The 13,968-nt window shown below is 71.5% G+C and carries 12 protein-coding genes; 5 read left to right on the top strand and 7 right to left on the bottom strand.

Annotated features, from left to right (window positions below):
- Positions 1-5 precede the first annotated feature (5 nt).
- Positions 6-1,247 carry an MFS transporter gene (locus KLP28_05835; GenBank protein QWC86220.1) on the top strand — a complete coding sequence of 414 codons (1,242 nt, stop codon included), beginning with the start codon at positions 6-8 and terminating at the stop codon, positions 1,245-1,247.
- Between the two features lie 9 nt (positions 1,248-1,256).
- The gene (locus KLP28_05830; GenBank protein ID QWC86219.1) at positions 1,257-2,837 is read left to right on the top strand and encodes a cryptochrome/photolyase family protein; all 1,581 of its coding nucleotides are present in this window, start codon (positions 1,257-1,259) and stop codon (positions 2,835-2,837) included.
- Between the two features lie 86 nt (positions 2,838-2,923).
- Here KLP28_05830 and KLP28_05825 read toward each other — a convergent pair whose 3' ends face one another.
- The 7 genes from KLP28_05825 to KLP28_05795 form a co-directional block, all read right to left on the bottom strand.
- On the bottom strand, positions 2,924-3,358 hold the full coding sequence (locus KLP28_05825) for an SRPBCC family protein (protein ID QWC86218.1): 435 nt from the start codon (positions 3,356-3,358) through the stop codon (positions 2,924-2,926).
- A gap of 95 nt (positions 3,359-3,453) precedes the next feature.
- Complete coding sequence (locus KLP28_05820) at positions 3,454-4,824, bottom strand: trypsin-like peptidase domain-containing protein (protein QWC86217.1); 1,371 nt, start codon at positions 4,822-4,824, stop codon at positions 3,454-3,456.
- Between the two features lie 31 nt (positions 4,825-4,855).
- Positions 4,856-6,283, bottom strand: coding sequence for a HAMP domain-containing histidine kinase (locus tag KLP28_05815; protein QWC86834.1), 1,428 nt, complete (start codon positions 6,281-6,283; stop codon positions 4,856-4,858).
- A gap of 38 nt (positions 6,284-6,321) precedes the next feature.
- Positions 6,322-7,056, bottom strand: a complete 735-nt coding sequence (locus KLP28_05810) for a response regulator transcription factor (GenBank protein ID QWC86216.1) — start codon at positions 7,054-7,056, stop codon at positions 6,322-6,324.
- A 43-nt stretch (positions 7,057-7,099) separates the two neighbouring features.
- Positions 7,100-7,978 (bottom strand): fructosamine kinase family protein, encoded by an 879-nt coding sequence (locus KLP28_05805; GenBank protein QWC86215.1) that lies wholly within the window; start codon positions 7,976-7,978, stop codon positions 7,100-7,102.
- 21 nt (positions 7,979-7,999) lie between these two features.
- Positions 8,000-8,611: a low molecular weight phosphotyrosine protein phosphatase gene (locus KLP28_05800; GenBank protein ID QWC86214.1), complete on the bottom strand. Its 612-nt coding sequence runs from the start codon at positions 8,609-8,611 to the stop codon at positions 8,000-8,002.
- On the bottom strand, positions 8,608-9,000 hold the full coding sequence (locus tag KLP28_05795) for a phage holin family protein (GenBank protein ID QWC86213.1): 393 nt from the start codon (positions 8,998-9,000) through the stop codon (positions 8,608-8,610). Before KLP28_05795 ends, KLP28_05800 begins: the two co-directional genes overlap by 4 nt.
- A gap of 30 nt (positions 9,001-9,030) precedes the next feature.
- Here KLP28_05795 and hisC point away from each other — a divergent pair, with 30 nt between their 5' ends.
- The 3 genes from hisC to KLP28_05780 all read left to right on the top strand — a co-directional run bounded on the left by hisC (position 9,031) and on the right by KLP28_05780 (position 13,945).
- Entirely contained in the window at positions 9,031-10,164 is a 1,134-nt protein-coding gene (gene hisC / locus KLP28_05790) for a histidinol-phosphate transaminase (protein QWC86833.1), read from the top strand.
- 31 nt (positions 10,165-10,195) lie between these two features.
- Entirely contained in the window at positions 10,196-11,161 is a 966-nt protein-coding gene (locus KLP28_05785; protein QWC86212.1) for a glutathione S-transferase C-terminal domain-containing protein, read from the top strand.
- A 201-nt stretch (positions 11,162-11,362) separates the two neighbouring features.
- Complete coding sequence (locus tag KLP28_05780; GenBank protein ID QWC86211.1) at positions 11,363-13,945, top strand: hypothetical protein; 2,583 nt, start codon at positions 11,363-11,365, stop codon at positions 13,943-13,945.
- The last annotated feature ends 23 nt before the right edge of the window (positions 13,946-13,968 follow it).

The raw sequence follows: 13,968 nt of genomic DNA, 5'->3' as shown, positions 1-13,968 counted from the left end.
GGTCGGTGAGCAGCACCCGTCACCGGCCCCCTCCGACCGCCGGCTCCACCCCGGTGCGCGCCCGCGTCGGGGTGTCGCTGATGTTCCTGACCAACGGCGCGATCTTCACGGCGCTGTGGCCGCGGTACCCGGAGGTCAAGGACGCGTTCGGGCTCTCCGACACGGCCTTCGGCCTGCTGGTGGTCGCACCCGCCCTCGGCGCCATCGCGGCCTCGCTGTCCGCCGGCCCGCTCGTACGCCGTCTCGGCGCCCCGCGACTGACGGTCCTCGCCACGGCACTGATCGCCCTCGGCACCACCGCCGTCGGGCTCGCGGCGGGACTCGGCGCGCTCATCGGAGCGGTCGTCGCGCTCGCGCTGGTCGGTGCGGCCGACGGCATCACCGACTCGGCGCAGAACGTGCAGGGAGCCCTGGTCGAGCGCTGGCACGGCCGGTCGATCATGAACTCCTTCCACGCCGCCTGGAGCCTGGGTGCTGCGCTGGGCGCGGGCGTCGGCGCGCTGGGGGCCGCGCTGCAGATCCCGTTGACCCTGCAGCTCGCCGTCAACGCGTCGGTGTGGGCGCTGGTCGCCGTGGTCGCCGCGAGGCTCTCGACGGTGCCCGAGGGGGAGGGGACGAAGACCGCCGCGCCCCCACCGGACCATTCTGCTGCACGGCCACCGCGGATCCGGGCCCGGTGGCTCGTGGCACTCGCGCCCATCGCCGGCATCGCCATCGCGAGCTCGGTCGTGGAGGACGTCGCCTCCAACTGGTCCGTGCTCTTCGTCGTCCGCGAGACCGACGCGGGTGCCGGCATCGCGGCCTGGGCCGTCGCCGTCGCCCTCGTCAGCCAGCTCCTCGGACGCCTGGCCGGTGACCCGCTGACCGACCGCCACGGCCGGGGAGCCGTCGCCCGCGCCGGCGGGGTGGTCATCGCGCTGGGGGCCGTGCTCGTCGTGGTGGCCCCGGTCTGGCCGCTGGCCATGCTCGGCTTCGCGCTCGGCGGCCTCGGCTGCGCCACGCTCATCCCCGCGGCGTACGCAGCCGCCGACACCGTCGAGGGGCTGCGCGACGGCACCGGGGTCGCGGTGCTCGGCTGGTTGCTGCGCGTCGGGTCCCTCGTCACCTCGCCGCTCATCGGCGTGGTCTCGGACCTGGTCGGCCTGCGCGTGGCTTTGCTGCTCCCGCTCGTCGCGGGCGTGGCGGCCGCCGTGCTGGCGCACCGACTGGCCGGACGTGACCGATCTGCCGCGGAGCTTCCTGGGTAGTGGCCCCCCGTGGCCACCCGACACGTCCGTCTCGTCTTCCCGCACCAGCTCTTCGTCGAGCAGCTCGACGCCGACGAGGGCACCTACTTCGTGCTGGTCGAGGACGACCTGTTCTTCCGCCAGTACCGCTTCCACGCCCAGAAGCTCGTGCTCCACCGTGCCTCCATGCGCCGTTTCGCGGCGCGCCTGGAGGAGGAGGGCTTCCGCGTCGGCACGGTCGAGACCGACGGCCGGCGCAACTCCTCCACGGGCCTGAGCCAGGTGCTCGCGGAGCTCGAGCCGATGCGGGTCAGCTGCTACGACGTCGTCGACGACTGGCTGCACCAGAACACCGTCGCGACGCTGGCCGACCTCGACCTCGAGATCGCCGAGGAGGACTGGTTGGAGTCGCCCAACTTCGTCACCAGCCGTGCGCAGGTCGAGGACTGGTTCGGCGGCGACCGGACGCACCGGATGGCCGCGTTCTACGAATGGCAGCGCAAGCGCCTCGACATCCTGGTGGAGGGCTCGGGCGAGGACGCCTCCCCGGTCGGCGGCCAGTGGTCCTTCGACGAGGACAACCGCAAGAAGCTGCCGAAGGGCTACGACGTGCCACGTGTCGACCGGCCCGGTGACGCCGAGGTCTCCGACGAGGGCGACTCGGAGCGACACGAGGCCGTGGTCGAGGCCATCTCCTGGGTCAAGGACGCGTTCGGCGACAACCCCGGCGACCCCGATCTCTTCGCGTGGCCCACCAGCCACGACGAGGCCGAGGCAGGGCTCGAGCAGTTCCTCGCCGAGCGGTTCACCGACTTCGGACCGTACGAGGACGCCCTCCACTCCTCTCACCGCTTCATGTTCCACTCGCTGCTGACCCCCGGGCTGAACATCGGCCTCCTGGACCCGGAGCAGGTCGTACGCCGAGCCGTGGAGGTCGGCTCCGACGACAGCGGCGACGGTCCCGGGGTGCCGCTGAACTCCCTGGAGGGCTTCATCCGCCAGGTGATCGGGTGGCGGGAGTACATGCGCGCCACGTATGTCACCCGCGGCCGGGCGATGCGGACGAGCAACCACCTCGGCCACACGGCCGAGCTCGGCGAGGGCTGGTGGACCGCGAGGACCGGTCTCGCGCCCGTCGACCACGTGATCGGCAACGTGCTGGAGTCCGGGTACGCCCACCACATCGAGCGGCTCATGGTGCTCGGCAACGCGACCTGCCTGCTGCGTGCGGACCCGGACGCGGTCTACGAGTGGTTCATGGAGATGTTCATCGACGCCTACGACTGGGTGATGGTGCCCAACGTGTACGCCATGAGCCAGTTCGCGGCCGGCACGATGATCACCACCAAGCCGTACGTGTCGGGCTCCAACTACCTGCGCAAGATGAGCGACTACGGCTCGGGTCTGGAGGAGTCGGACGTCGAGCGCAACGACGGTCGCGATGCCGACTGGCAGGCGGACTGGGACGGTCTCTACTGGACCTTCGTGCGTGACCACCGCGAGGTGTTCGAGAAGAACGGCCGCTCGTACTTCGTGACCGCGAACTACGACAAGATGGACGCCTCGACGAAGTCCGAGCACACCAAGCGGGCCGGCGCCTACCTCCCCTGACGCCGAGAGGGCACAAAATCACGCCGAGAGGGCACAAAATCACGTGATTTCGTGCCCTCTCGCGGGGATTTACTGCCCTCTGGGCGTCAGAGGGACTCGAGGACGCGGGTGAGCTCCTGCACGACTTCCTTGGCGAGCTTGGCCTCGAAGTAGACCTTGAGCACCGGGTCGGCGAGCTTGGCGGCGCCCTTGAGCGTCAGGTCCGCCTCGTAACGGATCTTCGATCCCTCGGGAGCGGGGGTGACGTCGATGATGTCGTAGGACACGGCTTGCTCGTTCGTGCCCTTGAACTTGACTCCGTCGCCGCGCAGCTCGACCAGCTCGTAGACCAGCGAGGTCTCGTTGCCCAGCATCTTCGAGGTGTTGTCCCACTGCGACCCGACGGCGATCTCGCCGGAGTCCTTGCGGGTGCACGAGACGGTGCCGGGGTCCCACTGCTCGGCGTGCGAGAAGTCCTTGAGGTAGTCGATCACGGCGGCGGGGTCGGCCTGGACGGTGAATTCGCGTACGACGTTGACCATGCCTGTCCTCTACCCACGCACGACAGCGGCCACCGCCACCCTGAGGTGACGATGGCCGCTGTCGCTGTGGCCGTCGCTGTCGCCGGGGTCGAGCCTCAGGCGCCGTCGGCGTCGGACCCGAGCGTGGCCTGCACGTCGAACTCCTCACCGTCGCGCAGCACCCCGAGGGTGACCTCCTCGCCCGGTCGGAGGCTGCGGATCTGTGCGACCAGGGAGTCCGAGCCCTCGACGAGCTTCTCGTCCAGACGGGTGATGACGTCGCCCTCCTGCAGCCCGGCAGCGGCGCCGGCGGAGCCCTCGGTCACGTCCTGCACCTCGGCGCCACGGGGGAGACCGGCGTCGCTGACGGCGTCGCTGACCTCGATGCCGATGAGGGCGTGCGTGGGCTCCTCGCCGTTGCGGATCTGGCTGATGATCGGGGCGACCTCGTCGAGCGGGATCGCGAAGCCGAGACCGATGGAACCGCTCGTGCCACCCAGTGCCGCCCCACCCGTGCGGATGGAGGAGTTGATGCCGATGACCTCGCCGTTGAGGTTCACCAGCGGTCCACCGGAGTTGCCGGGGTTGATCGCGGCGTCGGTCTGGATCGCGGGGTAGATCGTGTTCTGCTGCGTGTCGCCGATCTGACCGACGGCCACGGGACGGTCCAGCGCGCTGACGATGCCGGTGGTCACGGTCGCGGAGAGCCCGAAGGGCGAGCCGATGGCCACGACGTTCTGACCGACCTGGAGGTTGCTCGACCTGCCCAGGGTCGCCGGCTGCAGACCGGAGACGCCCTCGGCCTGGATCACCGCGATGTCGGTGACCGGGTCCTCGCCGATCACCTCGGCCGGCGCCGTCGTGCCGTCGCTGAAGGAGACGACCAGGTCGGAGCTCGCCGAGTCGCCGGCCCCCTCCACGACGTGCGCGTTGGTCAGGATGGTTCCGTCCTCGGTCAGGATGATGCCGGAACCCGAGCCCTGGGCGTCGCCTGAGCTCACGAGCACCTGCACCACCGAGGGCAGCACCTGGTCCGCGACGGCCTGCACCGAGCCCGGCGTCGCCGCGACCGCGCCGGAGTCGACCACCGTGGTGGTCACCCCCTGGTTGCTGGTGGAGACGGCGGAGTCGGCCGGACCGAGCTCGGAGTACGCCGCGGCGCCGCCGAAGCCGGCGGCCGCACCGGCGAGCACGCTGGCCGCCACCAGGGCGGTGACGCGGCGTCGCCCGCGGCGCTTCTCGCGCTTCTCCCGCAGACGGGCCTCACGGTCGGGGTCGTGCGGGGGTGCCGCGGCTGCGGCACCGAAGAGGTAGTCGTCGTCGCCCCACGCGCCGGAGGAACCCGTGGTCGCTCCCGGGGCCGGAGCGGCGTACGCCGGCTGCTCGGTCGTCGGCTCGTCACCGCCGACGTCGGGACGCGCGAACGCGCGGGTGTCCTCGGCGTCCGTCGGATCGTGCTGCTCGCGGTCGCGGCGTTCATCGCTCATGCCACTCATGTTCCCCCGCGTGCCTGAGCGCTCACTTAGATCGTCGTGTGGAGCGGGACAGAACCGCCCCGGCCTCCTCGGAGGGGGCCGGCACGGGAAGCCGCACCGTGAAGCGCGCGCCACCGCCCTCGTTGCGGGAGGCCTCGACCGTGCCGCGGTGACGGTGCACCGCCTGGTGGACGATCGAGAGACCCAGACCCGACCCCGGCATGGTGCGCGACTCCGAGGCGCGCCAGAAGCGCTCGAAGACGTGGGGGAGGTCGGCGTCGCTGATGCCCGGTCCTTCGTCGTCGATGACGAGGACGCCGTCGGCGCCGCGGACGGTGACGGTCCCCCGCTCCGGGCTCCACTTCGCGGCGTTGTCGAGCAGGTTCGTCACGGCCCGTTCGAGGGCGTTCGGCTCGCCCTCCAACGGCCAGGCCTCGACGTCGACGTCGAAGGTCACCCCGGGGGCGCGGCGGCGTACCCGGGCCACGGCCCGGTCGACGACCTCTGCGAGGTCGAGCTCCTCCAGCGTCGGGGTGAGCGGCTCCTCCCGCGCGAGCTCGACCAGGTCGCCGACGAGCGTCGTGAGCTCGGCCATCTGGGCGCGCACGTCCTCGAGCAGCTCCGAGCGCATCGCCGCCTCGCGCGGCGCCGCGGCCCCGGACTGGACGGCGTCGTCGAGCTGCTGAAGCAGGTCGAGGTTGGTGCGCAGCGAGGTCAGGGGCGTCCGCAGCTCGTGCCCGGCGTCGGCGATGAGCCGCCGCTGACGCTCCCGGGAGGCGTCGAGCGCGGCGAGCATCTGGTTGAAGGAGATCGCCAGACGCGCGATCTCGTCCTCGCCCTCGACGTGGATCGGGTCCAACCGGTCGGTGCGGGCGACCTGCTCGGCGGCCCGGGTGAGGCGTCGCACGGGCATCATCGAGTTCTTCGCGACACCCCAGCCTGCGACGCCGCCGATGACCATGCCGATGATCCCGACGACGAACAGGACGACCCCGAGGTCCTCCAGGGCCGCCAGCGACGGGCTCAGGCCCTGGGCCAGCACGAACGCGACGCCCGGCTCCGCCGGCACGGCCACCACCCGGTACAGCGACCCGTCGGAGGCGGTCACCGTACGCACGGACAGCGCCGCCACCCCCATGGCGACGTCGTTCTCGGCGTCACCGAAGGCGGGCAGGGGCCCGCTGCCCGCGGCGGGCACGAAGATCCCCTCGGGGCCGACGTAGTGGCCGACCCGGATGTCGCCTGCGCCGAGGACCCAGGACGGGACTTCGCGCCCCAGCTCGAGCTGATTGAGCGCGTCGGAGCGTACGGCCGCCTCCGCGCGCTGGATCAGGGACTCGTCGATGCTGGTCGACAGCTGGACGCGCACCGTGGCGTACACGGCCAGGGCCGCCGCGGCGACCGCGATGCCGACCGAGGCGGCGACCAGCAGCAGGATCCGGCTCGCGAGCGACTGGCGGTACGTCGGCATCGTGGTGGGACGTCCGGCGGCTCCGGGGCTCTTGAGGCTCACTGCTCCTCGCGCAGCACGTACCCGATGCCTCGCACGGTGTGGATCAGCCGGGGCTCGCCCTCGGCCTCGGTCTTGCGGCGCAGGTAGCCGACGTAGACCTCCAGGGAGTTCGCGGTGGTGGGGAAGTCGTAGCCCCAGACCTCCTCGAGGATGAAGGCCCGCTCCAGCACGCGGCGGGGCCGGTGCATGAACATCTCCAGCAGCGAGAACTCCGTCCGCGTCAGCTCGATGCGTCGGCCGGCCCGCAGCACCTCGCGAGTGGCCAGGTCCATCGAGAGGTCCGCGAAGGTCAGCAGCTCCTCGCCGTCGGCGGGCACGGCCGGGCGACGCCGCAGCAGGGCACGGAGCCGGGCGAGCAGCTCCTCCAGCGCGAACGGCTTGGTCAGGTAGTCGTCGGCGCCGGCGTCGAGCCCGGCGACCCGCTCACCGACCGCGTCGCGTGCGGTGAGCACGAGCAGGGGTACGTCGTTGCCGGCGGCGCGGAGGGCGCGGGTGGCATCCAGGCCGTCGAGCCGCGGCATCATCACGTCCATCACGACGGCGTCGGGACGCGCGGAGCCGATGACGGCGAGGGCCTGGGCCCCGTCCTCGGCGAGGCTGACCTCGTAGCCGTTGAACTCCAGGCTGCGACGCAGCGACTCACGGACGGCGCGGTCGTCGTCGACGACGAGGATGCGGGAGGGATCGGTGCCTGCGGCGTCGCCCTGGGCCGCCTCGCTCGGTCTGCTCACGAGACCAGGGTGCCACCGATCGCTGAGCGACGGCTGAGACGACTCACAGGAGCTTGCGCGCCGCGTCCGCGGCGCGGGCTCCGTACCCGCCCCCGAACATCACCGCGTGCGCGAGCAGCGGGAAGACCTGGTGCAACGGCACGCGCTGCTCCCAGCCCTCGGCGAGCGGGCTCTCCTGCTGGTAGGCCTCCAGCACCGTCGGCAGGTGCGGGGTGCCGAACAGCGCCATCAGCGCCAGGTCGGTCTCGCGGTGTCCGGCGTGGCAGGCCGGGTCGACGAGCACGGGGTGGCGGTCGTGGCGCCAGACGATGTTGCCGGACCACAGGTCGCCGTGCAGGAGGGCAGGGGGCTCGGCGGGGCCGGCGAGGTCGTCCCCTTCCTCCAGACGCTCCACCAGCCGGGTCAGCACCGCGTGGTCCTCGCCGTCGAGCCGGCCGCGGTCGCGGGCGAGGTCGGCGTACGGCAGCACCCGGCGGCGGGCGTAGAACTGCGCCCACGTCTCGTCCTCACGCCCGGCGACGTTGGTGAGCCGCAGGGTGCCGATCCACCCGTCGCGGGGGCCCCCGAACGCCTCGGCGCCGTGGGCGTGCATCCGCGCCAGGTCCGCGCCCAGGGCTGTGGCGGCGTCGGCGTCGGGGCGCCCGGGCTCGATCCACGGCAGGATCAGGCAGTCGGGCGCGACGGCCAGCACCTCGGGCACCAGGCCGGGGTGCGCACGAGCCAGGGCGGCCAACCCCTCGGCCTCGCTGGTGAAGAAGTCAGCCGGTGCCCCGGAGCGGGTCTTGACGAAGACCGAGGTGCCGTCGGAGAGCCGTGCCCGCGTGGCGGTGCAGATGTCGCCGCCGGTCACGGGGGTCGTCGCCACGACCGAGCCGCCGAGCAGACGCTCGACGCGACCGGCGATGACGGTGGACCGGGCCATGGGGTGCCTTCCTGGACGGGGTCAGCTCGGGAGCAGGCTGGCTGCCTGGGTGGAGAGTTCTGCGCTGGTGCGCTCGACCATCTCGAGCACGCGCGTGAAGCCCTCGTCGCCACCGTAGTAGGGGTCCGGCACGACCCGCTCCCGAGCCGGGGGCGAGAAGACCGTGCCCGGCTGCTCCTCGACGACCTCGAGGGCGGGGTCGAAGTCCCTGAACAGCCGGAGGCGCTCGGGTCCGACCTCGACGCCCGTACGCCCCGCCTCGTGGGCGAGGCCGCGCAGGTCGGCGAGGTTGTCGGTGTCCATGGCCAGCACGAGGTCGTGGCGTGAGAACCAGGAGGCGTCGACCTGCTCGGCGCGCGGCCCGGACGGGTCGTAGCCGGCCCCGTCGAGCGTGGCGGCGGCGCGCCGGTCTATCGGGTCCCCCACGTGCCAGCCGCCGGTGCCGCCCGAGCTGACCGCGACACGGTCGCCGAGCCCGGCGTCGCGCAGCGCCGCCTCGAGCACGACGTGTGCCGTCGGCGACCGGCAGATGTTGCCGAGGCACACCAGGGCGATGGCGTACGCGGGTGCGTCCGCGTCACGGTCCGCCCGCGGGGGCGGCAGCTGCGGGTGTCGGCCGGCGCGGGTGCTCATCGGAGCCGCTCCTCGTCGTACTCGGGCAGGAGCAGCCGCAGCACCATCGCCGTCACGCTCACGACGAGCGCCCCGATGATCGCCGCACCCCACGAACCGACGCGGAAGCCGAGGTCGAGCTCGCCCGCGACGAACCCGGCGAGCTTCAGCATGGCGCCGTTGATGAGCAGCCACACCAGCCCGAGCGAGAGGATGATGAACGGCAGGCCGAGCAGCTTCAGGGCCCGACCGATCGTGGCGTTGATGGCACCGAGGATGGCGCCGACGACGAGCACGGTGAGCGCCGCACCGGTCGAGGAGGTCTGGTCGGTCACGCGGATGCCGCCGACGAGGTACACGGCCGCGCCGAGGGCGAGACCGTGGACGGCGAGCCAGATCAGGATCCTCATGCGGGGATCCTGCCGCGCACGGACGAGTTCATGCGAGTCCGGGCATCTCCGGGGCCCACTAGGGTCGCGGGCGTGAGCGCGCCCGCCGACCTGCCCCAGCCCCTGCCGCATGTGGCGGACATCCCGGCGTACGTCCCGGGCCGTCCGCCGGCCCCGCGGGAGGGGCTGCCGACGTACAAGCTGTCGAGCAACGAGAATCCCTACCCCCCGCTGCCGGGTGTGCTCGAGGCGGCGGTCTCAGCGGTGGAGTCGATGAACCGCTACCCCGACATGGGCATGACCGCGCTCTACGGGGCGCTCGCCGCGCGGTGGGGCGTGGAGCCCGCGAACCTGGCCGCGGGCACGGGGTCCGTCGCGGTGCTCTACCACCTGCTGCAGGCCTTCGCCGGGCCCGGCGACGAGGTCGTGTACGCCTGGCGCTCCTTCGAGGCCTACCCCATCGCCGTGACCGCGGCCGGTGCGCGGTCCGTCCGTGTGCCCGTCACGGACGAGGGTCGCCACGACCTGGACGCGATGGCGGCCGCGGTCACCGACGCGACGCGCGTGCTCGTGGTGTGCAGCCCCAACAACCCGACCGGTCCCGCAGCCCGGCACACCGAGGTCGCCTCGCTCCTCGAGCGCGTGCCGAGCCGGGTTCTGGTCGTGCTCGACGAGGCGTACGCGGAGTTCGTCCGCGACGAGGACCCGCTCGACGCGCTGGCCCTGGCACGCCGCCACCCCAACGTCGTGGTGATGCGCACCTTCGCCAAGGCGTACGGGCTGGCCGGTCTGCGGGTGGGGTACGCGATCGCCGCGCCGCCGGTGGCGGCGGCGGTCCGCGCGGTGGCGCTGCCGTTCGGCGTCTCCCAGGTCGCGCAGGCCGCGGCCGTCGCCAGCCTGGAGCGTGAGGACGCGCTGCTCGAGCGCGTGGAGGCCGTCGTCGAGGAGCGGGCGCGGGTGGTCGCCGGGCTGCGCGGGGCCGGGTGGACGGTGCCGGACCCGCAGGGGAACTTCGTGTGGCTCGCGGCAGGCGACGGCAGCGCTGCGCTGGCGCACGCCTGCGAGGACGCGGGGGTCGTCGTACGCCCGTTCGTCGGTGAGGGGGTGCGCGTCAGCATCGGTGAGCCGGCCGCGAACGACGTGCTGCTGGAGGTGGCTGCGCGCTCGGTCGTCGTTGAAGGGTGAACGACCCCGCTCCGTGGGGTAGGGGAGGCTCATGAGCGACGACACCGCACAGCGCGACGAGCACAAGCAGGGCGGCAAGTACATGGTCGAGGGCAAGTCCTTCGAACGCGACATGAACTACATCCCCGACCGCATCACCCGCGACGCCCGCGACGGGTGGCCGGTCGAGCCGGGCAAGTACCGCCTCATGGCGGCCAAGGCGTGCCCGTGGGCGAACCGCTCGATCATCGTGCGGGACATCCTGGGCCTGCAGGACGTGATCAGCATGGGTCTGGCGGGTCCGACGCACGACGAGCGGTCGTGGACCTTCGACCTCGACGAGGGCGGCAAGGACCCCGTGCTGGGCATCGAGCGGCTGCAGGAGGCGTACTTCGCCCGCTACCCCGACTACGAGCGCGGCATCACCGTCCCCGCGGTCGTCGACATCGAGTCCGGCAAGGTCGTCACCAACGACTTCCCGCAGATCACAAAGGACTTCTTCTTCGAGTGGCGTGAGCACCACAAGCCCGACGCCCCCGACCTGTGGCCGGAGGACAAGCGGGAGGAGATGGAGGACGTCATCGAGCGCGTCTTCCACGAGGTCAACAACGGCGTCTACCGCTGCGGCTTCGCCGGGTCCCAGGACGCCTACGACGAGGCGTACGACCGGCTCTGGACGACCATGGACTGGCTGGAGGAGCGCCTGACCACCCGCCGCTACCTCATGGGCGACGCCGTCACCGAGGCCGACGTGCGCCTGTTCACCACCCTGGCGCGCTTCGACGCGGTCTACCACGGCCACTTCAAGTGCAACCGGCAGAAGCTGACGGAGATGCCGGCGCTGTGGGGGTACGCGCGGGACCTGTTCCAGCTGCCCGGTTGGGGCGAGAACATCGACTTCGCGCAGATCCAGGCTCACTACTACGTGGTGCAGAGCGACATCAACCCCTCGCAGATCGTGCCCAAGGGGCCTGACCCGGAGGTGTGGTTCACCCCGCACGGTCGCGAGGACCTCTGACCCGACCAGGTCAGCAGATCATGGTCACCCCGGGGGGTCTCCGGGGGACCTTCGTCATCACTCTTCGGACGAATGCGGGCAAACGTGCCTGTGTCTGACATGTCCAGGGTCTAAAGACCCTGGTCGCGTGTGGCCAGTCCTCGCCACGATGTGTGCGGGCCTCTGATCAGGGGGCCGTGTACACCGTGGAGGGGACCACCCGTGTTGCGAACTGCTGTCCGCGTCTGGACGACGCTGTTGCTCGCGTTGAGCGTCATGGCCGGCTTCGGATCGACAGGTCTGCTGTCGTCCGCCGGAGCGACGGGCAACATCTGCTCGCCCCAGGGCTACGGGGACACCAGCGGCAAGATCGACACGACCGGCGACCCCGAGTCGGTGACGGTCCACGCCCCCACGGGCAAGTTGATCATCGGCTACTGCGTCAAGGCGGGCTCCGAGGCCAGCGGCGGCGGCCCTGAGTACGTCCGCGTCGCTGCGACGACGTCGCTGACGATCAAGCACTCGACCAAGAAGGCCGTCAGCCACTACATCGTCTTCTACAAGAAGAAGGACGAGCCGCCGACGGACAAGCCGTCGAGCTCGGGCATGCAGACCGGCCCGTACGAGAACTTCGACTGCGAGGCGGGCACCGCCACGCAGACCACCACCACGTGGGACGACGAGTACGTCGTGAGAGACGGCCAGTGGGTCAAGAGCGGACAGAAGCTCAACATCAAGGAGACCACGAAGAGCGTTCCCGTCGATCAGGACAAGATCCCCGCTGACGCGCACTGCGGTCAGCCGAAGGACGAGGTGGAGACTGTCGTCTCCGCGCCCGAGATCACCTGTGACGGCGTCAAGAAGACCACCACGACCACGACGACCACGTCGTACGAGTGGATCCCCGGCCAGGGCTGGGAGAAGAAGGCCCCCGTCGTGACGACCGACGTGAAGACCGAGAACCTCGACGTCCCCCCGGACAGCTGCGCCAAGCCCACCGGCGAGATCGTCGTGACCGGCGACCCGGTGCTGAAGTGCGAGGCCGGCACGTACGACGTCACCACGACGCGCTACGCGAAGATCTACGACTGGAAGCCCGGCAAGGGCTGGACGCTGCGCGTCGACGACCAGGGCAAGCCCGTACGCGGCGACAAGCTCGGTGAGACCACCGAGACCAAGAACCTCGCCAGCGGCGAGGACTGCACCAACAAGCCTGACGACAAGGTCGAGCAGAAGACCACCTCGAAAGACGTCTGCGTCGACGGCGTCACCGAGACCACGACGACCACGACCACGACACCCTCTGTGTGGCAGCCCGGCACGGGCTGGGTCGCCGGCGAGCCCGTCGTGACCGAGAAGACCTCCACCAGCCCGCTGGTCACGCCCGGCGCCTGCGAGGAGCCGGCCACGACCGGCTCGGACGAGAGCGGCCCCGTCTTCAATTGTGAGGCCGGCACGCTCACCACCACGACGACGAGCTGGGACGAGCGCTACGAGTGGATCCCGGGCCAGGGCTGGGAGAAGGTCCTCGACGACACGGGCACGCCGGTGCGCGACAACATCCGCGTCGTCACGGACACGAAGGACGCCGAGAGCCCGGGCGAGGGCTGCGAGCCCGACGAGACCACCGGCCAGGACGTCGCCGTGGACACCGCGAATCAGTGTGACGGCTCGGTCACCCGCACCACGACCACCTGGGACGAGGCGTACGAGTGGATCCCGGGCCAGGGCTGGGAGAAGGAGATCGACCCGCTCACCGGCCAGGTGAAGCGCGAGAACGTGAAGACCACGACCGATCAGGTCGCCCTCGACCAGCCGCCGGCCGCCTGTGAGGACCCCTCCTACGAGGACGAGCAGTCCAGCTCGCAGGTCAAGTGCGTCGAGGGCATCGTCACGACCACCACGACCACGACGAAGGTTTCCTACCGCTGGGTGCCCGGCCAGGGCTTCGAGCAGGTCTCCTCCGACGTCGTCTCCGTCGACTCGGTCGACCGTCCGGCCACCGCCGAGGAGTGCCCCGGCACCGACGAGGGCCCGACCGACGAGTGCCCTCAGCTCGAGGGTGAGCAGCCCGCGGGCTTCGACTGCGAGAAGGCGCCCGACACCCGCACGGTGGTGCAGACGCTGACCAGCTGCGAGCTGGGCAACGGGGTGCGCGAGGGCGTCATCACGACGACCTACGCCTGGGACGGCACGCAGTGGGTCGGCACCGACTCCGGTCCGGTGTACGGCGAGTGGCGCTACACCCCGCTCACCGTCGCCCAGGAGGCCGAGCTCGGCTGCGACAGCGTCGTGCAGCCGCCCGAGGAGATCTGCGCCGACATCCCCGGCGGTGAGGTCGTCGACGGCGAGTGCACGCGTCCCGACGAGACGGTCGACCTCTTCGAGGAGCTCAGCCGCACCTGCGACGGCGTCACCAGCCGCCGCGGGACGGTGACCACCTCGTTCGACTACGACGCCACCATCGGCGGGTTCGTGGCCACCACGACCACGTCGTACGAGCCGCCCACGACCCGGCAGCTGACGGCCGAGGAGTCGGCAGCACTCGGCTGCGACACGGTCGAGCCGCCGGAGCCGATCGACCCGAACGAGCCGGTCGACCCGAACGAGCCGACGGACCCGGGTGACGAGCCGTCGCGCGGACCGGAGCCCGGTCCGCGTGAGGTCCCGACGACGGGCCCGGCGCCGCAGGCGCTCCCCGCCACGGGCACCTCGCCCGGCATCCTCGGCGCCGGTCTGCTCGGCACCGTGATGCTGCTGGTCGGCGGCGGCCTGCTGATCCGCCGCAGGTCGGTCGACGGCTGAGCCGACGCCACGACACCACGACG

Source organism: Nocardioidaceae bacterium (genome assembly GCA_018672315.1).
Classification (GTDB): Bacteria; Actinomycetota; Actinomycetes; order Propionibacteriales; family Nocardioidaceae; genus TYQ2.
Note: the sequence above shows the minus strand (reverse complement) of the source record. Positions and strands in the feature narration are given on the sequence as shown.